Annotated in this window: 17 protein-coding genes and 1 pseudogene; 12 read left to right on the forward strand and 6 right to left on the reverse strand. The window is 50.9% G+C overall.

What is annotated here, in order from left to right; translation table 11 throughout:
* Window positions 1-759: an SDR family NAD(P)-dependent oxidoreductase gene (locus AC534G_RS01135; RefSeq protein ID WP_110496567.1), complete on the forward strand. Its 759-nt coding sequence runs from the start codon at window positions 1-3 to the stop codon at window positions 757-759.
* Between the two features lie 364 nt (window positions 760-1,123).
* Entirely contained in the window at window positions 1,124-1,726 is a 603-nt protein-coding gene (locus tag AC534G_RS01140; protein WP_038635114.1) for a response regulator transcription factor, read from the forward strand.
* A gap of 45 nt (window positions 1,727-1,771) precedes the next feature.
* Here AC534G_RS01140 and AC534G_RS01145 read toward each other — a convergent pair whose 3' ends face one another.
* Complete coding sequence (locus AC534G_RS01145) at window positions 1,772-2,095, reverse strand: glycoside hydrolase family protein (protein WP_038635112.1); 324 nt, start codon at window positions 2,093-2,095, stop codon at window positions 1,772-1,774.
* Between the two features lie 86 nt (window positions 2,096-2,181).
* A complete protein-coding gene (locus AC534G_RS01150; RefSeq protein ID WP_110498774.1) occupies window positions 2,182-2,721 on the reverse strand; it encodes a GNAT family N-acetyltransferase in 540 nt (179 codons plus the stop codon).
* Between the two features lie 167 nt (window positions 2,722-2,888).
* Between AC534G_RS01150 and AC534G_RS01155 the strand changes: the two genes are divergently transcribed.
* The gene (locus tag AC534G_RS01155) at window positions 2,889-4,478 is read left to right on the forward strand and encodes an STY4199 family HEPN domain-containing protein (RefSeq protein ID WP_110496569.1); all 1,590 of its coding nucleotides are present in this window, start codon (window positions 2,889-2,891) and stop codon (window positions 4,476-4,478) included.
* Between the two features lie 27 nt (window positions 4,479-4,505).
* Here the strand turns inward: AC534G_RS01155 and AC534G_RS01160 are convergent, their stop codons facing one another.
* Entirely contained in the window at window positions 4,506-6,155 is a 1,650-nt protein-coding gene (locus AC534G_RS01160) for an alpha,alpha-trehalase (protein ID WP_069323756.1), read from the reverse strand.
* A 427-nt stretch (window positions 6,156-6,582) separates the two neighbouring features.
* Here AC534G_RS01160 and AC534G_RS01165 point away from each other — a divergent pair.
* The 6 genes and pseudogenes from AC534G_RS01165 (at window position 6,583) to fraE (ending at window position 13,348) form a co-directional block, all read left to right on the forward strand.
* Window positions 6,583-7,969, forward strand: a pseudogene (locus tag AC534G_RS01165) (cytochrome-c peroxidase).
* A 124-nt stretch (window positions 7,970-8,093) separates the two neighbouring features.
* On the forward strand, window positions 8,094-8,813 hold the full coding sequence (locus AC534G_RS01170) for a GntR family transcriptional regulator (protein ID WP_087857176.1): 720 nt from the start codon (window positions 8,094-8,096) through the stop codon (window positions 8,811-8,813).
* Window positions 8,814-8,989: 176 nt separating this feature from the next.
* Window positions 8,990-9,967: a 6-phosphofructose-aspartate deglycase gene (gene fraB, locus AC534G_RS01175; RefSeq protein ID WP_087857266.1), complete on the forward strand. Its 978-nt coding sequence runs from the start codon at window positions 8,990-8,992 to the stop codon at window positions 9,965-9,967.
* Between the two features lie 63 nt (window positions 9,968-10,030).
* The gene (locus AC534G_RS01180) at window positions 10,031-10,870 is read left to right on the forward strand and encodes a fructoselysine 6-kinase (protein WP_038635106.1); all 840 of its coding nucleotides are present in this window, start codon (window positions 10,031-10,033) and stop codon (window positions 10,868-10,870) included.
* Between the two features lie 62 nt (window positions 10,871-10,932).
* On the forward strand, window positions 10,933-12,252 hold the full coding sequence (locus AC534G_RS01185) for an anaerobic C4-dicarboxylate transporter family protein (protein WP_038635104.1): 1,320 nt from the start codon (window positions 10,933-10,935) through the stop codon (window positions 12,250-12,252).
* Between the two features lie 52 nt (window positions 12,253-12,304).
* Window positions 12,305-13,348 carry a fructose-asparagine asparaginase gene (fraE, locus tag AC534G_RS01190; protein WP_110496573.1) on the forward strand — a complete coding sequence of 348 codons (1,044 nt, stop codon included), beginning with the start codon at window positions 12,305-12,307 and terminating at the stop codon, window positions 13,346-13,348.
* Window positions 13,349-13,414: 66 nt separating this feature from the next.
* Here fraE and AC534G_RS01195 read toward each other — a convergent pair whose 3' ends face one another.
* Window positions 13,415-14,341: a LysR family transcriptional regulator gene (locus AC534G_RS01195; protein ID WP_087857175.1), complete on the reverse strand. Its 927-nt coding sequence runs from the start codon at window positions 14,339-14,341 to the stop codon at window positions 13,415-13,417.
* 183 nt (window positions 14,342-14,524) lie between these two features.
* On the opposite strand from AC534G_RS01195, the gene AC534G_RS01200 reads away from it, so the two are divergent.
* Window positions 14,525-15,688: a mandelate racemase/muconate lactonizing enzyme family protein gene (locus tag AC534G_RS01200; protein WP_085049058.1), complete on the forward strand. Its 1,164-nt coding sequence runs from the start codon at window positions 14,525-14,527 to the stop codon at window positions 15,686-15,688.
* Window positions 15,689-15,773: 85 nt separating this feature from the next.
* Here AC534G_RS01200 and gorA read toward each other — a convergent pair whose 3' ends face one another.
* Together gorA and AC534G_RS01210 are read right to left on the reverse strand one after the other, a co-directional pair.
* Window positions 15,774-17,126, reverse strand: coding sequence for a glutathione-disulfide reductase (gene gorA / locus AC534G_RS01205; protein ID WP_110496575.1), 1,353 nt, complete (start codon window positions 17,124-17,126; stop codon window positions 15,774-15,776).
* Between the two features lie 104 nt (window positions 17,127-17,230).
* Window positions 17,231-18,073 (reverse strand): 23S rRNA (adenine(2030)-N(6))-methyltransferase RlmJ, encoded by an 843-nt coding sequence (locus AC534G_RS01210; RefSeq protein ID WP_038635089.1) that lies wholly within the window; start codon window positions 18,071-18,073, stop codon window positions 17,231-17,233.
* A 208-nt stretch (window positions 18,074-18,281) separates the two neighbouring features.
* Here AC534G_RS01210 and prlC point away from each other — a divergent pair, with 208 nt between their 5' ends.
* Entirely contained in the window at window positions 18,282-20,324 is a 2,043-nt protein-coding gene (prlC, locus tag AC534G_RS01215; protein WP_110496577.1) for an oligopeptidase A, read from the forward strand.
* Window positions 20,325-20,332: 8 nt separating this feature from the next.
* On the forward strand, window positions 20,333-21,091 hold the full coding sequence (gene rsmJ / locus AC534G_RS01220) for a 16S rRNA (guanine(1516)-N(2))-methyltransferase RsmJ (protein ID WP_110496579.1): 759 nt from the start codon (window positions 20,333-20,335) through the stop codon (window positions 21,089-21,091).
* Window positions 21,092-21,171: the final 80 nt, after the last annotated feature.

The following is a 21,171-nucleotide window of genomic DNA, read 5'->3' on the forward strand; positions in this document are numbered from 1 at the left end:
ATGACGCAACGTATCGCATTGGTGACCGGCGGTGGTCGTGGACTCGGTAAAAACGCGGCGCTTAAGCTGGCAAGCAAAGGAATCGGTATCATCCTGACGTGGAACAGCAATGAAAAAGAAGCGCTGCAGGTTGTGGATGAAATTCGCCAATCTGGCGGTGAAGCAGCGGCATTACCGTTGAATGTCGGGGATATTTCAACATTCCCTCAGTTTATAAAACAAGTGCGGGAAACCTTACAGACCCAGTGGCAAAGCGACACCTTTGATTATTTATTGAACAATGCCGGGATTGGTATTAACGCGCCGTATCCCGCGTTCACCGAAGCGCAATTTGATCAACTTTTGAATATCCATTTTAAAGGTCCTTTTTTCCTGACGCAGAACCTTTTACCGCTGATGAACAGAGGCGGCAGGATCCTCAATGTTTCAACCGGACTCGCGCGCTTTGCGCTGCCGGGTTACAGCGCATACGCGGCTATGAAAGGGGCGATGGAAGTGTTAACCCGTTATCAGGCAAAAGAGCTGGGGGAGCGCGGAATTACGGCCAATATTATTGCCCCCGGCGCGATAGAAACCGATTTTAGCGGTGGAAATGTGCGGGATAACGCGCAACTGAATGCGTACATTGCTTCGCAAACAGCGTTGGGGCGCGTTGGTTTGCCGGATGATATCGGTGACGCGATTGCCGCGTTGCTCAGCGATGAGCTGGCGTGGATGACGGCGCAGCGTGTTGAGGTCTCCGGCGGAATGTTCCTGTAACCCGTCGTGTCTTATTCAGCCAGATATTGGCTGAATAAGCATTTAATGCGATTTTTTATTTTGTAACATATTTGAATGATGGTTGGCATTCCTTATTTTTCGACAAAAATATAGACTGCATATAATTAATATTAATTAATATATATGAGCGTCAAAATATAAGAATTTACTTAATATATTTCGTTGGTTTTGTTTCTTTGTGTGATTCTGTTGATTGAGCTGTAACTAATCATAATTTCTGCTTCTTTCTTCTACGACTATCGGTACAATGGCCCACCCGCCAAATGGTGACTTCTTATTTTACCCTATGGGTAATACCCTTCCGCGCGCTAAGGCTAATATCTTATTCAGACGGAGATAAATAATGCAGTTAATAATGTTTGACAGGCAGTCAATATTTATTCATGGAATGAATGTAAGTTTACAGCAACGTATTCCAGGAGTGGATGTTCAGGGTGTCAGTCAGACAGATGACCTGTGGCAGAAGCTGGAAGACAACCCTGATGCAATGGTAATGCTGGATGGCGATCTTGATGCTGAGTTCTGCCGCAGCTTGCTGCAACAGATCGCGCAACGTAATTCGGCGGTAAAAGTGCTGGTAACAGCAACGGATTGCCGGAAAAGATGGCTACAGGAGGTCACGCAATTAAACGTGCTGGCCATTGTTCCACGTGACTCTGACGCGGAAACCTTCACACTGGCGCTCAATAGTGTCGCGATGGGCATGATGTTTATCCCCAGAGACTGTATTACAGCGGCTGAGAGTAGCCGCCAAAATATAAGATCGCTCAGTGCGCGTCAGCGAGAAATTTTGACTATGCTGGCCGCGGGCGAGTCGAATAAACAAATTGGCCGACTGTTAAATATCAGTACCGGAACGGTAAAAGCCCATCTTGAGTCGCTTTACCAGCGTCTGGAGGTAAAAAATCGTACGCAGGCGGCAATGATGTTAAACGACGCTATTTAATTGACGTAAATTTCACAGTCAGAAAATTTCTGGCTGTGAAATAGCTTAAGGCCAAATTTCTGTCGCGTTAAATCGGGTCATTCCCACGCTGAATATCCACGCAATTAACGTCTCTTGTTGAAACCGATCTTTTATTTGCGGTTTTTTTTCATATAGTAACGCCTCACAGAGATGCAGATCGGCGAGCAGAAGTGCTTCTGCCTGCATTAGCGTAATCGGGGTATCAAAGGTTTCGTCTGCGGCAATTTCATGCCCGTAGCCTATCACCCAAATTCCATGTTTATCCTGATACTTTTCCAGCGACAGGCCTTGCCATTGCTTAATAAATGCGACACAGGCGGGTGTGAAGTGCGTTGAACGGAGCGGCATAATACTCTCTGAGTAAAGAGATATATTTTAAGAAATCCACTCCGTTACACCAGTTGCCATGTAGCCCGTTTTTACAGCAAAACGCCTTATGGCATTGGCGGCTGATATTCACGTTTTAACAGGCCGAAAAGCCAGTCATCGCGCCAGGTTTGTTGTAGCCAGTAGCTTTCCCGCAGCGTACCTTCGTGAATGAACCCAATCTTTTCCAGCAGACGTCTTGAGGCTTCGTTTCCTGCGGTGACGCAGGCCGTCAGCCGGCGGAGTCCGCCGTGGGTAAATGCGTAATCGCAAACGGCATGCAGGGATTCAGTGCCATAACCTTTACCCTGTGCCTCGGGAGTAAGCAAAAAACCGACCTCGGCACATTCATTGTTTTCATGAATATATCCAGTCACCCCCAGCGGCGTTCCCGATGCCTTATCGCACAGCACCAGGCAAAGCCAGTGCGGGCTGCCGGGGGACCACTCTGGTAAGCGTGAATGAAAGGCTGCCTGTATCTCTTGTTCTGTGCGCGCATCAGCGACAAATCGCATCACATCAGCGTTCTGCTGTAACGTTAAAAAGAACGCCCAATCTTCAATATTCAATGGACGACAGATCAGGCGCGATGTTTTCAATACGGGCACGGACATATCTCCTGAATAATTTTCCATGATTGTGCGGAAGTCACTGTAAAACAGATTTATTTGCTATATGAATGTGTTTTAGTCTACGTCGATACACATCTGCTTTTATAGAAAATAACGACATACCATTGTGAGGCCGCACGTTTTGGGTCCTGTTAGGGAAGATGATGACCAATAGCGCATTACAAGCGACATGTACACCCTTTGAACGTTGTCTGGCGATCATCCGTCAGGCATCGGTAGAAATATTGCTGCTGTTAGGCGTGCATGTCGCAGAGGGTAAAGAGCCGCGATGGTTCCTTGAGCAGCTTGACCAGGCCAGATTGAATCTGGGCGGCTGGGGAGCTGTCGCCAGACGTTTGCAGATGAATGATGCGCAATTGAGCCAGTTCACTCTGCGGCTGCGTCATCTGCAGCAGAGCGTGCCGCAGTATGAAAATGGCCAGGACGTCAGTGAAAACCAGCTGATTTCTGCGCTACGCTTCGTGGCGTCTCTGGAACAGTTACGTCAGCAACAGCCCATCCTGAAGTATGAAACTGAGATTGAACGTGCAGAGCCTGAAGCACAGATCCACGCGCAGCGTCAGCTTCGTGCCATAGAATTAACGCTCAAATCGCTTATCGCACGGGTATGGCCGGATCAACATCCACTCAACAGCTTCCTGAAACAGCACTTCGGTGGGGAACGCCTGCGCCGTTGGTTAAAACTGGGTGACAGTCGGGATGCGCTGGACGGCATGATGTTTAGCGAGCTGGCGCTTATGGTCGTGGATAAGAAATTGTTTGTACGCCACTTTACCCAGATTTTTAACGACACCTCGGTGCTGACGTTGTTTGTCGAACCACGTCTGACGTTGCGTATGTTTCTGGATGATTGCCGGCTGGCTCGCAACGGCGTCATCGCGCAGCAGCCGCTGACCTCAGTACAACTGATGTTGCTGGATTGTCAGTACCGACAGATTACTCACCCTGTACAACGGGCATTTGCAGAAAGGCGTACGCGTGTTAATCCCGCGTCATATCTGGAGTCTGATGAGACGACCGTCCGCCAGTTCTGGGAAATGGCAAAGCAAAAGGATGAGCAGGCGGGGGGCGACAAACAGGAAATCGCCGACAGTATTGATCCGCCGGAGAAGCGAGCAAAGCGCACCGCGGAGGAGCGTGAACAGCTGATTTCAGGCATGTTGTGGGTCGCGGTCGGCGTGATGGTGCTGGTGATTTCGCTGGGTGCGTTCTGGTTATTCACTTCGCCAGCGCCACAGGCGCCATCCGGACAATCTGTTGAAATTGTGCAGGAGGAATCGCGCCGCGATGCACCTTCCGCACGGGAATCTGTGACCCGAATGGGTATCACCTGGGATGCCTTTAACATGCGCGCGGCTATCGATCGCAACGATACCCGTGTGACGTCACTGTTCCTGCAGGGCGGGATGGACTGGAAGCTGGCGTGGACGGAACAAGCATTCGCTGCGGGCAATACCGAGGTGTTGAGACTGCTGCTGCGTTATCCTGCGCAGATGAACGAGAGCAAACCTTGCAGACAGTTTATGAGTACGCTCAGTCATGCCATGTCGAATGGGGCGTCACTCACTTCCTTGCACAAAAGCTACCTGCAAAGTTTTTGTTCGGTTCCGGCGGTTATCGCACGTCAACACTATGATCTTGAGCAGGCTCAGCTGCGCGCTCGTGCAGAACCCAGCCCGGAGAACAAAAAGTGGCAAAAAATTCATTCTGAACTCTACGATGCGATTAACTAACGGCCTGAGGAGTCAGGCCGCCAGCGGCTAAGGTTCGCCATACAACCCGATGAGTCGGCGCACCACGCCGTTTGTCCAGCCAAAGCCGTCCTGCAGCGGATATTCCCCGCCGCCGCCTTCGCGCGGCATGCCGTCGGCAATATGGTATTTTTCGATAAGCTTGTGGTGTTCCTGGTAAAAGAGATTCACCGTTTTCAACCAGTTACGGGCAATTTCATCCCCGAGATGGTCGTCGCCATACAATTTGAAACCTTGAATAGCCATCCATTGCAGCGGCGCCCAGCCGTTGGGTTTATCCCACTGCTCACCGGTTTCATGTTCTGTGGCTAAAATACCCCCTGGCGTTAGCAGGCGGCTGCGTACCGCATTGGCCAGCCGGTCGGCTTGTTCATGCGTTGCCATGCCGACATACAGCGGTACGATACTGGCGGCAGAGAAGAGGGCCATTTGTTCACGTCGCCAGTCATAATCGCGATAGCAGCCGTTTTCATCATCCCATAAGTAGCGATTCACCGCATCGCGGCGGTCATTGGCTTTCTGGCGAAACAGCGCTTCAGCTTCTTTGTCACCTTTCAGCGCCGAAATATTGGCGATGGCGCTCTCCAGCTTGTAGAGGAACGCGTTCAGATCAATTGGGATGAATTGTGTCGTGCGTATGCTGGCAAGGCGGCCTGCATCGCGTAGCCAGCGTGAGGAGTAATCCCATCCCGATGCCGCGCCTGCACGCAAATCGCGATACACCTCATTGGGCGGTCGACCTGAATGCTTGGCGGTCTCGACGTCTTCAAGCCACGATTCATCGCGCGGCGTATCACGATCGTCCCAATAGCGGTTGAGCAAGGATCCGTCCGACATTCTGATTACGTGGCGGTAGGCCTGGTTGAGCACCAGCGAATCGGCGCCATCCATCCAGAACGCGTACTCCATTTTTAGATGATCAAGATAACGGCGCGCGCCACGTACGCCATCCTCTTCAAACAGTTCCACCATCAGCGCAAAGACCGGCGGCTGCGAGCGGCTCAGGTAGTACGTTCGATTACCGTTTGGGATGTGACCATAATTTTCGATCATCCAGGCAAAGTTATCCGCCATACATTTCAGCAGATCTTCGCGACCGCTCTCTGCCAGACCCAGCATGGTGAAATAGGAATCCCAGTAGTAGGTTTCGCTAAAACGTCCGCCAGGCACAATATATGACTGCGGTAACGGCAGCAACGAGGACCAGGGAATGTGGTCCTGCGGTTCGCGCGTCAGCACTGGCCACAATTGATCGATATGCTCTTTCAGCGAATTTTCCGGGTCAGAAACGTATTCGCTGGAGGGCGTTTCCGGGAGCCAGAAATGGTTCTCAACAAAGCGCTTCAGGTCAAAGTCCCGATGGCGTTTGACCTTGCGATAACGGATCAAAATATCCAGCGGATCCATTTTGGGCGCACAGTCGGGGAAGGTTTTGCTATCGGCAAACAGTTTCGACGACTGGACATGTTCGAACAGCTCAAGGTAACGATCGGCCGGGGTTAACGCATCTGAGGCGGGCAGCCCTTCAATCATCTCCGGCTCAGGCTCTGCCTCAATCATTTCATCCAGCTTTAACTCGCACGGATCCATTTCATAAAGCAGATCGATGTCGATCGTCAGTTCTTCAGAAGGGGCGTGGGGTAGTTTCTGGTTGAGCATAATGAGAAAGACCTCCGATGGACGGTGAAATAGTAAGGCTGTTGCCCGGTCGTCAGTTAAGCGTAGACATTCGCTTCGGTATTGGCTGAGTAAAGCGTGCGGTTGATCACGTTTTAGTGTTGAGCATTATTTAATAAATTAAACTATCCCAATGATAATAATGAATAATTCAGAATCGTGCGCGACCTGAAGATATTCCATTTTCAGAACATTCGATTGCAACGAGGTGTGAACGAAACCTGCTAATGGCTTAACGCTATAATAGGCGCAGGCTATTCTATTGATAGTTCTCCTCCATGTAATTGCTTGATACTTATCAAAATAGTAATCCCCTCATTTCCTATGATGGTCAAGTCTGACAAAGACTGTGCATTAATTATTCTAATTTTTCTGGGTCACAATAACTCACAACGGTGAGGGTAAAATAATGAAAATCATTACCCGTCTTACCGCGATTGCCATAGCTGGCATCGTGATTTGTTATTTTGGATTATCCGGTTATGTGTGGTATCACGATAATCAACGGAGCAAACAGGCTGATGTTCAGGCCTCTTCGCAGGAAGCAAATAATAAAGTTTTAGGATTCTTGCGCGAAAAAGGGTGCGATTATTGTCACACCCCTTCGGCTGAATTACCTTTCTATTCTTCTTTTCCTGTCGCTAAGCAGTTGATGAATTACGACATTCAACTGGGATATAAATCCTTCAATCTTGAGGCCGTTCGTGCGGCGCTGGTCGCGGATAAACCCGTTTCGCAAAGCGACCTGAATAAAATTGAATGGGTGATGCAGTACGAAACCATGCCGCCGACGCGTTATACCGCGCTGCACTGGGCCGGTAAGGTGAGCGATGCGGAGCGCGAAGACATTCTGGGCTGGGTCGCCAAACAGCGTGAGCAGTATTACGCCAGTAAAGATACCGCCGCGCAGCATCGTAATGAACCCGTACAGCCAATACCAGAAAGCATCCCGACTGATGCCCGGAAGGTGGCGCTTGGCTTTACGCTTTATCACGATCCGCGTATTTCCGGCGACAGCACGATCTCTTGCGCGCACTGTCATGCCCTGAATGCGGGTGGTGTGGATGGCCGGAAAACGTCAATTGGCGTAGGCGGAGCGGTCGGGCCGATCAACGCGCCAACGGTGTTTAACTCAGTCTTCAACGTGGAACAGTTCTGGGATGGCCGTGCGCCGACATTGCAGGCGCAGGCAGGTGGTCCGCCGTTGAACCCGATTGAAATGGCATCTAAATCCTGGGATGAAATTATCCAGAAGCTGGATAAAGATCCGCTCTTGAAGCAAGAATTTATTGCGGTTTATCCACAGGGATTCAGCGGAGATAATATTACCGATGCGATTGAAAACGCTGATCACGCCAAATTCACCGTTTGATAAGTGGTTACGTGGTGATGAGGAGGCGTTAACGGCTCAGCAAAAACATGGCTATCAGTTGTTTAAGGAAAATAAGTGCGCGACCTGTCATGGCGGTATTATTTTAGGCGGACGCTCATTTGAACCATTAGGTTTGAAAAAGGACTTTAATTTCGGCGAAGTCACTGCCGCAGATATTGGCCGGATGAACGTTACCAATGAACTACGTGACAAGCTACGTCAGAAAGTCCCTGGATTACGTAACGTTGCGCTGACTGCGCCTTATTTCCATCGCGGCGATGTGCCTACGCTCGATGGTGCGGTCAAACTGATGCTGCGTTATCAGGTGGGTAAGGAACTGCCGCAGGAAGATATCGACGATATCGTGGCGTTCCTCGAAAGTTTGAACGGGATTTATACGCCGTATATGCAGAACCATCAGTAATTTCAATATGATAAATCGGCCACCAGATTGATTTTGTGGCCGATTTTCTTTTTTTATGCCAGCAAATGTCAGGTAAATAGTTATAATACATGTCATGGTATTCTAATAATACAAACGGATACAAATGATGGAGCAACCTGACAGCAATAGCGCAAAACCTCTCTATAAACAGCTTGAGGCATCCTTGAAAGAGGCGATTTTGCGCGGTGAATACAAGCCCGGTCAGCAGATCCCCACAGAAAATGAACTCAGTAGCCAGTGGCAGGTTAGTCGTGTAACGGTGCGTAAAGCTCTGGATGCTCTAACGCGTGAAAATCTTCTGACGCGTGTTTCTGGCAAGGGAACGTTTGTCAGCAATGAAAAGTTTCAGCGCAGCATGACCGGGATTATGAGCTTTAGCGAGTTGTGTCAGTCCCAGGGGCGGCGGCCCGGCTCCCGGACTATCAAATCGGTTTTTGAATCGGTGGATAACGAGACCAGCGCCTCGCTGGGAATGGCTGAAAAAGAGAAAGCGGTAGTCATTGAACGTATTCGTTATGCTGACGATATTCCCGTTTCGCTGGAAACCATCCAGTTACCTCCTCGTTTTGCCTTTCTGCTGCAAGAGGACCTCAATAATCATTCGTTATACGCTTGCTTACGTGAAAAATATGGGCTGTGGTTTACCCATTCGCGCAAAATGATTGAGCTAGTGTATGCAAGCTTTGAGGTTGCTCACTATCTTGGGGTGAGTGAAAATTATCCTCTGATTTTAATTAAGAGTGAAATGATTGATAACAAAGGAGAATTATCTTGTGTGTCCCGTCAGTTGATCGTTGGCGACAAGATTCGATTCACCGTATAGGTCCTCCTCTTACATCTTTGATACTGGCTAAAATCGGGATCCGTGTCGCGGATCCCGATTTTTTATGGTTCTTACGTTGATCAAATGTCTTTAAATGTATTATAAAAATACCAATACATTAAGAGTCATTTTGTAGGCGATATCCGCCTGTATGATTGATTGAACCAGAGGGAACCATAATGAGCATTAAAGAAATTGTGAACGATATTGTGGCCAGCCAGGCGGAAAAAGGGGGGACTAAACATGTTTACTATGTTGCCTGTGGTGGGTCTTATGCCGCGTTCTACCCGGCAAAAGCATTCTTAGAAAAAGAGTCAAAAACGCTGAGCGTGGGCCTTTACAACAGTGGGGAATTTATCAGTAACCCGCCTGTTGCGCTGGGTGAAAATGCCGTCGTTGTTGTTGCTTCGCATAAAGGCAATACCCCTGAAACCACGAAGGCGGCAGAAATTGCACGCCTGCATGGCGCGACCGTTATTGGGCTTACCTGGGTTATGGATTCACCTTTGGTTGCGCATTGTGATTATGTTGAGACCTATACCTTTGGCGAGGGAAAAGATGTCGCTGAAGAGAAGACGATACAATGTTTGCTTACCGCGGTAGAGCTTCTTCAGCAAACAGAAGGCTATGTTCACTATGACGATTTCCTGGATGGCGTCAGTAAAATTAACCGTATTGTATATCGTGCTTGCGAGCATGTGGCTGAACGGGCACAAGCATTTGCTCAAGAATATAAAGACGATAAAGTTATTTATACTGTTGCCAGTGGGGCGGGCTATGGCGCGTCATATTTACAAAGTATCTGCATATTTATGGAAATGCAGTGGATTCATTCAGCCTGTATTCACAGCGGTGAATTCTTCCACGGACCGTTCGAAATTACGGATGCTAATACACCATTTTTCGTACAGCTTTCTGAAGGTAGTACCCGCCCGGTCGATGAGCGTGCATTAGATTTTCTGAAAAAATATGGTCAGCGAATTGAAGTGATAGACGCGAAAGAGTTAGGGTTGTCGACTATCAAAACTACGGTTATTGATTACTTTAACCATTCTCTTTTCAATAATGTTTACCCTGTTTACAACCGAGCGCTTGCTGAAGCTCGCCAGCATCCGCTCACTACACGTCGCTATATGTGGAAAGTAGCATACTGATTACTAAAGGATTAAGGTAAAAGCAGGGACGCTTTTTAAGATTTTATAGAGCAGGGTATTATTATGAGTATTCGCGTAATAGGTATAGGTGACAATGTCGTCGATAAATACCTTCATTCTGGAATGATGTATCCAGGTGGCAATGCCTTAAATTTTTCTGTCTACGCAAAGCAAGCCGGTGCTTCAAGCGCCTTCATGGGGGCGTTTGGGAATGATGACGCGGCAAAACATATACAAGATGTATTGCATAAGTTACAGATAGATATTACCCATAGTCGGCATTATGAGGGGGAGAACGGTTACGCCTGTATTCGCCTCAATAATGGCGATCGTGAGTTTGTCACCAGTAATAAAAATGGTGTTTTACGCGAACATCCCTTCATGCTGACGGTGGATGATCTGCGATACATAGCCAGTTTTGACTTAGTTCACACCAGTATTAATGGTTATCTGGAAAGTGAGCTGGAAAAAATAAAACAGAAAAATATCATGATATCATTCGATTTTTCTGGACGTGGCACCGATGATTATTTCGCAAGAGTATGCCCATGGGTAGATTATGGCTTCATTTCCTGTAGTGGCATCTCACCAGATGAAACCAAAGAAAAAATAAATAAGCTTTACCAATACGGTTGTCGACATATTATTGCAACCTGCGGGCATGAACGTGTTTATTATTTTTCCGCTGGTGGTTTTCTTGACTGGACGCCGAAATATATTGAGCCAGTAGATACCCTGGGGGCAGGTGATGCGTTTTTAACCGGATTTATGCTCTCCATTATCCAATCAGGTACAGCTGAGCCCGATCGAGAAAGGGTGCTGTGCGCCATGCAGGCTGGTGGTAAATCTGCAGCGAATGTTTTGTCTGATTACGGTGCATTCGGTTTTGGTAAACCGTATTAACCCTGTTAACGCTGTTCCACTCATGTAACCCAACATTCACTCCAGATAAGCCAGGAGGAAGTATGTTTTGGACGGAATTGTGTTTTATTCTTTTAGCCTTAATGGTTGGCGCCAGGATTGGCGGTGTGTTTTTAGGCATGGTCGGTGGACTCGGTGTTGGCGTCATGGTATTTGTTTTTGGCCTGACCCCATCAACGCCACCGATTGACGTTATTCTTATTATTCTTTCGGTTGTTTTAGCTGCCTCGTCATTACAAGCCGCCGGTGGTCTGGATTTACTGGTTAAACTGGCAGAGAAAATTCTGCGCCGTCATCCTCGTTATATTACGCTGCTGGCGCCTTTTATTTGCTATATCTTCACTTTTATGTCCGGAACGGGGCATGTTGTTTATAGTTTATTACCGGTTATTTCTGAAGTCGCTCGTGATTCGGGGATCCGTCCTGAGCGGCCATTATCCATTTCTGTTATTGCATCGCAGCAGGCTATCACAGCCAGTCCAATATCGGCGGCGATGGCGGCAATGATTGGTTTAATGGCCCCATTAGGGATATCCATTTCTACAATTATGATGATCTGTGTTCCCGCTACGTTAGTGGGTGTCGCGATGGGGGCCTTAGCGACCTTTAATAAAGGCAAAGAGCTAAAAGATGACCCAGAGTATCAACGCAGGCTTGCGGAGGGTTTAATAAAGCCTGCTCAGAAACAACACGATAAAACTGAAGTTACCTTTCGCGCTAAGCTCTCTGTCGTACTGTTTTTGATGAGTGCCGTGGTGATTGTGCTCTTAGGGATTATTCCTCAATTACGACCGGTAGTGGAAACGGCAAAAGGGCTGCAACCGTTATCGATGTCGGCAGCGATCCAGATAACAATGCTCTCTTTTGCCTGTCTGATAGTCTTGATATGCCGACCTCCGGTGGACCAAATTATCAGCGGGACTGTGTTTCGCGCGGGGGCACTGGCGATTGTCTGCGCCTTTGGCCTTGCCTGGATGAGCGAAACCTTCGTCAATGGGCATATTGATCTGATTAAGGCAGAGGTTCAGACGCTATTACAGCAACATACCTGGTTAATTGCCATCATGATGTTTTTTGTCTCTGCGATGGTCAGTAGCCAGGCGGCAACAACGCTCATTCTTCTACCGTTGGGGCTGGCATTAGGCTTACCTGCATATGCGCTCATTGGTGCATGGCCTGCGGTGAATGGATATTTCTTCATTCCGGTGGCGGGTCAATGTCTGGCTGCGCTTGCTTTTGATGACACGGGAACTACGCGCATAGGCAAATATGTATTTAACCATAGTTTTATGCGGCCTGGTTTAGTGAATGTTATTGTTGCTGTCGTCGTTGGCCTTATTATCGGGAAAATAATCCTGGCTTGATTTTTTTGAAGCATTTCCTGTATCCCTAATTAATTAAATTCAGAGGATGAAAATGAATATTAAAATATTCATCGCGGCGGCGATGTTATTTATCAGTTCAAACGTTTTTAGTGCGATAACGCAACCTCACATAATAATTCTGGCGACGGGAGGAACCATCGCTGGTACCGCTGAAAGTAACACCCAAACATCGGGATATAAATCTGGTGAAATAGGTGTTCAGACATTAATTAAAGCGGTGCCTGAAATTAATAAGATTGCCAGTGTTGATGGTCAGCAAATATCTAATATCGGCAGCGAAAACATGACCAGTGACATTATTTTAAAGCTATCTCAGCAGGTGAATGCGCTGCTCGCGCGTGATGACGTTGACGGTATCGTTATTACCCACGGAACCGACACGCTTGATGAAACGGCCTACTTTCTCAATCTGACGGTTAAGAGCGATAAACCCGTGGTGTTCACTGCGGCGATGAGACCCGCGACGGCCATTAGCGCAGACGGTGCAATGAATCTGCTGGAAGCGGTCACGGTGGCCGCCGATCCGAATGCAAGGGGTCGGGGGGTTATGGTGGTTTTAAATGATCGCATAGGTTCTGCAAGGTTTGTGACCAAGACAAACGCGACCACGCTGGATACCTTCAAAGCCCCTGAGCAAGGGTATTTAGGGGTTATCGTCAATGGCAAACCAGAGTTTGAAACTCGCATTGAAAAGACGCATACCCTGCGTTCCGTTTTTGATGTAAGAAATCTTAAAAAGCTGCCGCAGGTAGCGATTATTTATGGTTACCAGGACGATCCTGAATATATGTATGATGCTGCAATTGCGCATCATGTAGATGGGATTGTCTATGCCGGAACCGGTGCCGGGTCGGTTTCTGTCAGAAGTGAAGCTGGAATTAAAAAAGCAGAGAAAGCGGGAATCATTGTGGTGCGTGCATCCCGTACGGGTAACGGCATTGTTCCACAGGATAAAGGGCAGCCGGGATTGGTGTCTGATTCATTAAATCCTGCGAAAGCCCGGGTTTTGCTGATGACAGCCCTGACAAAAACGAAAAATCCTGAGCTCATTCAGCATTATTTTAATACCTACTAAGATCGGTTGTTTAACGCGCTCGTTTGTATGCAAAATGGGCGCGTTTCCTCCCATCCGGATATTTTGTTACCTCTGCTCGCCCACGAATATTTCCCACAATTCTTCTACCGCTCTGGACATTCTGCCCGCAGGCCGAAACAGTCGGATATCAATGGGTATCCATAATCCGCTCTTCTGTGGGGCCGCCGCGGCAATCGTCCCGGCCTGAACATCCGGAGCCGCCAGACTTTCCGGCAGCCAGGCAATGCCGTCCCCGGCTTTAACCATCGCCAGCAGCGTGGCGGCCAGATCGGCGGTGAAGGCGATGTCCATACCGCGTCGGGCATGATTCACCGGTGACGTGTTCGAGAGGATCCTCCCCAGACCGGATTCTGCAGAGAAGGAGAGGAACGGAAATTTTTTGCCCCCCGTAGCCTGCCAGAGCGGCTGATGAGAGCCGGGATCACATTTGGAGTAGGGTAATAACGTTTCTTGTCCAAGGCGAACGCTGAGATATTTCGTCTGATCAAGATTGATGTGCATGTGAGGGTGGTAATAACACAGCAGAAACTGCGCATCCCCATTTTCAATCATCCTTTCACAGGCGCTGAGCGTGTCTGACAGCAGGCGAAATGAGCCGAAACGGGCGATTTTTTCGTTATTACGCATCAGCGCCGGAAAAAATGAGAACGACAGGGAGTGCGTTGCGGAGAAAATAACATCCGGTCGTGTATTTCCCGCCGCTTCAATGGTTTCATTTCTCAGGGTATATAGCGCCCGGATCAGTTCGGGCACTTGAGCGACGAAAACTTCCCCCGCTCGAGTCAGGCTAACGCCACGGCGGTTACGCTCAAAAATCGGCGTTCCCAGCCACTCTTCCAGCGAGACAATGCGCCGACTGAATGCGGGCTGCGTCACATATCGGGAAGCGGCTGCGCGAGAGAAATTGAGTGACTGCGCCAGCGCAACGCAGTCTTCAAGCCAGGTGAGTTCCAGGTGATGCCGATTTTGCATTACAGCCAGCCTCTTTGGCATTAGATCAGTAAATGAGCACTGCTTAAGATGGAGAAATACAGGACGATGGCGTCCTTAAATGCTGCCTGGATACATTATGCCAATAATAAACCGGCATGAGTTATCACTTTTTACAGGCGTGTAAGTGCGAGCATAACTGACTAAGAACCCGCCGGAGAAAACATGCGTATCCTCGATGTTGTAGAAATTACCAAACCCATCGCTTCCCCTATTCGTAACGCCTATATCGATTTCAGCAAGATGACGACCAGTCTGGTGGCCGTTGTGACTGACGTTGAGATAGAGGGTCGTCGCGTGGTGGGATACGGATTTAACTCTAATGGTCGTTACGGCCAGGGGGGATTGATCCGCGAACGCTTCCGTAACCGCATTCTGGACGCTGACCCGGAAAGTCTGCTGAATGCCGAAGGCGATAACCTGGATCCGCATAAAATCTGGGACGTCATGATGAGTAATGAAAAGCCGGGGGGCCATGGTGAGCGCTCGGTGGCTGTTGGTACGCTGGATATGGCTATCTGGGATGCCGTTGCCAAAATTGCCAACAAGCCGTTGTTCCGTCTGCTGGCTGAGATGAAGGGCGTTGAGGCGAATCCACGCGTCTTTGTCTACGCGGCGGGGGGTTACTATTATCCGGGTAAAGACCTGAGCGCGCTGCGTCAGGAAATGCGAGGCTACCTGAACCGCGGCTACAACGTAGTTAAAATGAAAATCGGCGGCGCATCGTTGGAAGAGGACCGTCGCCGTATCGAAGCGGTATTGACTGAAATTGGCGACGAAGCGCGTCTTGCCGTCGATGCCAATGGTCGCTTTGATCTGGAAACCAGTATTGCCTATGCCAAAATGCTACGGGATTATCCATTGTTTTGGTACGAAGAAGCCGGCGACCCGCTGGATTATTCTCTCCAGGCCGCGCTGTCAGAATTTTACCCAGGCGCGATGGCGACAGGTGAAAACCTCTTTTCTCATCAGGATGCGCGCAACCTGCTGCGCTACGGCGGCATGCGCCCGGATCGCGACTACCTGCAATTTGACTGTGCGCTTTCCTACGGTCTGGTCGAATATCTGCGTACCCTGGACGTACTGGCGCAGTTTGGCTGGTCTCCATCACGCTGCATACCGCATGGCGGTCACCAGATGTCGCTGAACATTGCGGCGGGTCTTGGCCTCGGTGGGAATGAAAGTTACCCGGATCTGTTTCAGCCGTACGGCGGTTTCCCGGATTCAGTGAAGGTGGAAGAGGGTCATATCGTCATGCCAGAACTGCCGGGCATCGGTTTTGAAGGGAAATCTGATCTGATTAAAGAGATGCGTGCGTTGGCCGAATAGCGCGGGCGGAGGTGACATAACAACCCTCCGGTTGCCGGAGGGGTGTGACTTGAGCGTGTAGTGAATAGCGTCTACACCTGTGCAATTAGCGCATAGTGACGAATTCTTCTGCCGCCGTTGGGTGAATCGCAACGGTGTTATCGAAGTCTTTCTTCGTCGCGCCCATTTTCAGCGCCACCGCGAAGCCTTGCAGCATTTCGTCCATGCCAAAACCGATGCCGTGAATACCAACAATCTTCTCTTCCGGACCCACGCAAACCAGCTTCATGCGGCACGGCTGGCGGTGTGAAGTCACGGCAGTGTACATCGCGGTAAACGAGGATTTATACACTTTCACCTGGTCATCGCCGTGCTGTTCGCGAGCCTGCTGCTCGGTTAAGCCCACGGTGCCAATTGGCGGGTGGCTGAAGACCACGGTCGGAATGTTGCTGTAGTCCAGATGCTCGTCCGGTTTGTTATTAAACAGACGTTCGGACAGGCGACGGCCTGCGGCAACGGCAACCGGCGTCAGCTCAACGGCACCGGTGTTATCGCCAACGGCATAAATCCCCGGCACGCTGGTGTTCTGGTATTTATCAACGACGATGTAGCCTTTTTCGTTGGTTTTCACGCCAGTAACGGCCAGGTTAAAGTTATCTGTGGCTGGTTCACGACCGATCGCCCATATCAGGCAATCCACCGTTTCGCTACGGCCATCTTCCAGTTGCAGGGTCAGACTGCCGTCGGCGTTTTTAATGACCGCTTGCGGAATAGCGTGCGTATGCAGAGTCGGACCTTCGGTGTTCATCACCTCGACCAGCGTCTCGACGATCATCGGATCGAAGCTGCGCAGCGGCGCGTGTTTACGCACGAACAGGTGAGTTTCTGCGCCCAGGCCGTTAATCACGCCCGCCAGTTCAACGGCGATATAACCTGCGCCAACAACGGCTACACGTTTTGGCAGCGCTGGCAGCTCAAAGAAGCCATCGGAGTCGATACCGTATTCCACGCCTGGAATGTTCGGATGGCTCGGGCGCCCGCCGGTGGCGATCAAAATATGATCGGCAGTAATGGTTTCACCGTTCACTTCAATGGTTTTGGCATCAACGAAGCGGGCAAAGCCTTTAATCACATCAACGTTATTTTTACCCAGCACGTTGTCGTACGAGGTATGAATGCGATCGATATAGGCGGTACGGCTGGCGATCAGTTTATCCCAGTCGAACTTATTAATGGTGGTATCGAAACCGTAATCCGGGCCGTACATATGAATCGCTTCACGGATTTGTGCGGCATGCCACATCACTTTCTTCGGTACGCAGCCAACATTAACGCAGGTGCCGCCTAGCTCTTTGGCTTCAATCAGTGCGCATTTCTGGCCGTACATTGCCGCACGGTTAATGGAGGCAATACCGCCGCTGCCGCCGCCAATAGCGATGTAATCATAGTGCTTGGTCATGACCGCTCCTTCATGTTCATTGTAGGGCGGAGAAGCGTTACGCCATCCGCCAAAATATTCGCGATTGTATACCTGAAATTAAAAGGTTCCACCGATGGCTGCGATTACTCCGGCACGATCCAGCTTACGGAAGTGTGTCCGGTTCCTGCGGGAACCAGCTTGCTATGTAGCCACGGCAGGACATTGTTCATCTGCTGCTCAAGCTTCCACGGCGGGTTAATCACAATCATGCCGGACGCCGTCATGCCGCGCTGATCGCTGTCCGGGCGCACCGCCAGCTCAATTTGCAGAATTTTGCGGATACCGGTGTCTTCCAGATCGTGGATCATGCGCTTGATTTGCTGGCGCAGGACCACCGGATACCACAGCGCATAGGTGCCCGTTGCGAAGCGTTTGTAGCCTTCATTAATGCCGGTCACTACCGCCTGGTAGTCGGTTTTGATTTCGTATGGCGGATCGATAAGGATCAGCCCGCGGCGGGAAACCGGCGGTAATTTTGCTTTTAGCTGTTGATAACCGTCAGCCTTGGCCACACGTGCGCGTTCATCTTTCTGAAATTCGCCGCGCAGCAAAGGAAAGTCGCTTGGGTGCAGCTCGGTTAATTGCAGGCTGTCCTGTTCGCGTAGCAACTGACGAGCAATCAACGGAGAGCCCGGGTAGTAGCGCAACTGGCCGCTACGGTTGAAATGCTGCACCACGGAAATATAGGGTTCAAGTTCGGCAGGCAAATCGTCCTGCTGCCAGATACGGGCGATACCTTCCAGGTATTCACCGGTACGTTCGGCATGCTCACTGCTCAGCTGATAACGGCCAGCGCCAGCGTGGGTGTCCAGATAGAGAAACGGTTTTTCTTTCTCTTTGAGTGATTCAATGATCAGGCTCTGAACGGTGTGTTTAAGGACGTCGGCGTGGTTGCCTGCGTGATAACTGTGGCGATAACTGAGCATGGGTAATGAAATTCCGCTGAAATGACGATTTGCCACAGTTTACAGCAGATCGGCACAGATTACCCGCAGGCCCGGTAAGCGCAGCGCCACCGGGCGTCTTTCCGTCACGGTTAGCATTGAAATCCTCTACACTTAACCCCATTGTACAAATTAATATGCACAGCGCCGGATACGCGCTTCATTCACTCTTTTCAACAGGACCGCGCTAATGACCAATCCATTGCTGACTCCCTTCGAACTGCCGCCATTTTCTAAAATTCAGCCCGAACATGTTGTGCCTGCCGTTACTAAGGCGCTGAACGATTGTCGCGAAAACGTTGAGCGAGTCGTTGCGCAGGGCGCGCCGTACACCTGGGAAAATCTCTGCCAGCCGCTTGCTGAAGTGGACGATGTGCTGGGGCGTATTTTCTCTCCGGTCAGCCACTTGAACTCGGTGAAAAACAGCCCGGAACTGCGTGAAGCCTACGAGCAAACGCTGCCGCTGCTCTCCGAGTACAGCACCTGGGTTGGGCAACATGAAGGTCTGTACAAAGCGTACCGCGACCTGCGTGATGGCGACCATTACGCCACCCTGAACACTGCACAGAAAAAAGCGGTCGATAACGCGCTGCGTGATTTTGAACTGTCCGGTATCGGCCTGCCGAAAGAGAAACAGCAGCGCTACGGTGAAATCGCCACCCGTTTGTCCGAGCTGGGTAACCAGTACAGCAACAACGTGCTCGACGCCACCATGGGCTGGAGCAAGCTGGTGACCGACGAAGCTGAACTCTCCGGCATGCCGGAAAGCGCCCTGGCGGCAGCGAAAGCGCAGGCCGAAGCCAAAGAGCAGGAAGGCTACCTGTTAACCCTGGATATCCCAAGCTACCTGCCGGTCATGACCTACTGCGACAACCAGGCGCTGCGTGAAGAGCTGTATCGCGCCTACTCCACTCGCGCCTCCGATCAGGGGCCGAACGCGGGCAAGTGGGACAACACCCCGGTGATGGAAGAGATCCTCGCGCTGCGTCACGAGCTGGCGCAACTGTTGGGCTTCGAAAGCTACGCCTTTAAATCTCTGGCCACCAAAATGGCGGAAAACCCGCAGCAGGTGCTCGACTTCCTGACCGATCTGGCGAAACGCGCCCGTCCGCAGGGGGAAAAAGAGCTGGCCCAGCTGCGCGCCTTCGCCAAAGCCGAATGTGGCGTTGAAGAGCTGCAGCCGTGGGATATCGCGTACTACAGCGAGAAACAAAAACAGCATCTGTACAGCATCAGCGATGAACAACTGCGTCCGTACTTCCCGGAAAACAAAGCCGTTAACGGCCTGTTTGAAGTGGTAAAACGTATTTACGGTATCACCGCGAAAGAGCGTACCGATGTTGACGTGTGGAATCCGGAAGTGCGCTTCTTCGAACTGTATGACGAAAGCAATGAACTGCGCGGCAGCTTCTACCTCGACCTGTACGCCCGCGAACACAAACGCGGCGGGGCGTGGATGGACGACTGCGTCGGCCAGATGCGTAAATCAGACGGCACGCTGCAAAAACCGGTTGCCTATCTGACCTGTAACTTCAACCGCCCGGTGAACGGCAAACCGGCGCTGTTTACCCATGACGAAGTGATCACCCTGTTCCACGAATTTGGTCATGGCCTGCATCACATGCTGACCCGCATCGAAACTGCTGGTGTTTCCGGTATTAACGGCGTGCCGTGGGATGCGGTCGAACTGCCAAGCCAGTTTATGGAAAACTGGTGCTGGGAGCCGGAAGCGCTGGCGTTTATCTCCGGCCATTATGAAACCGGCGAACCGCTGCCGAAGGAACTGCTGGATAAAATGCTGGCGGCGAAAAACTATCAGGCAGCGCTGTTTATTCTGCGTCAGTTGGAGTTCGGCCTGTTCGACTTCCGCCTGCACGCGGAGTTTAACCCAGAGCAGGGGGCGAAAGTCCTTGAGACGCTGGCCGAAATTAAGAAACAGGTCGCCGTGGTGCCGGGCCCAACCTGGGGCCGCTTCCCGCATGCCTTCAGCCACATTTTTGCTGGCGGCTACGCAGCGGGTTATTACAGTTACCTGTGGGCCGACGTGCTGGCGGCGGACGCATTTTCCCGCTTTGAAGAAGAGGGCATCTTCAACCGTGAAACCGGTCAGTCGTTCCTCGATAGCATCCTGACTCGCGGTGGTTCGGAAGAGCCGATGACGCTGTTCAAACGCTTCCGTGGCCGCGAACCTCAGCTCGACGCCATGCTGGCGCATTACGGCATCAAGGGCTGATTGTTCGCGTGAAAATTTGTTTACTGGATGAAACGGGCGCCGGAGACGGCGCCTTATCTGTTCTGGCCGCCCGCTGGGGGCTGGAGCATGATGAAGACAGCCTGATGGCGCTGGTGATGACGCCGGAACATCTGGAATTGCGTAAGCGAGACGAACCGAAACTCGGCGGCATCTTCGTCGATTTTGTCGGCGGGGCAATGGCGCACCGGCGCAAGTTTGGTGGCGGTCGCGGCGAAGCGGTGGCGAAAGCCGTCGGCATTAAAGGCGATTATTTGCCGGACGTGGTCGATGCCACTGCCGGGCTGGGGCGCGATGCGTTTGTGCTGGCCTCCGTCGGCTGCCGTGTGCGGATGCTGGAACGCAATCCGGTGGTCGCCGCGTTACTCGATGACGGCCTGGCGCGCGGCTATGCCGATGCGGAAATTGGCGGCTGGCTTCAGGAACGTTTACAGCTGATTCATGCCTCGAGTCTGACAGCGTTAACCGATATTACCCCACGCCCGCAGGTGGTGTACCTCGATCCGATGTTCCCGCATAAGCAAAAAAGCGCGCTGGTAAAGAAAGAGATGCGCGTGTTTCAGTCGCTGGTGGGGCCGGATCTCGACGCTGACGGCTTGCTGGAACCGGCGCGTCAGCTAGCGACTAAACGTGTGGTAGTGAAACGCCCGGACTACGCGCCGCCGCTGGCTGACGTGGCCACGCCTAACGCGGTGGTGACCAAAGGGCATCGGTTTGATATTTATGCCGGAACCCCTCTGACGGAGTAACGGATTGCCCGATGGCGCTACGCTTATCGGGCCTACGATTCTCAATTATTTGTAGGCCGGATAAGGCGGTTGCCGCACCC

The sequence above is a fragment of the Citrobacter sp. CRE-46 genome, from assembly GCF_059615875.1.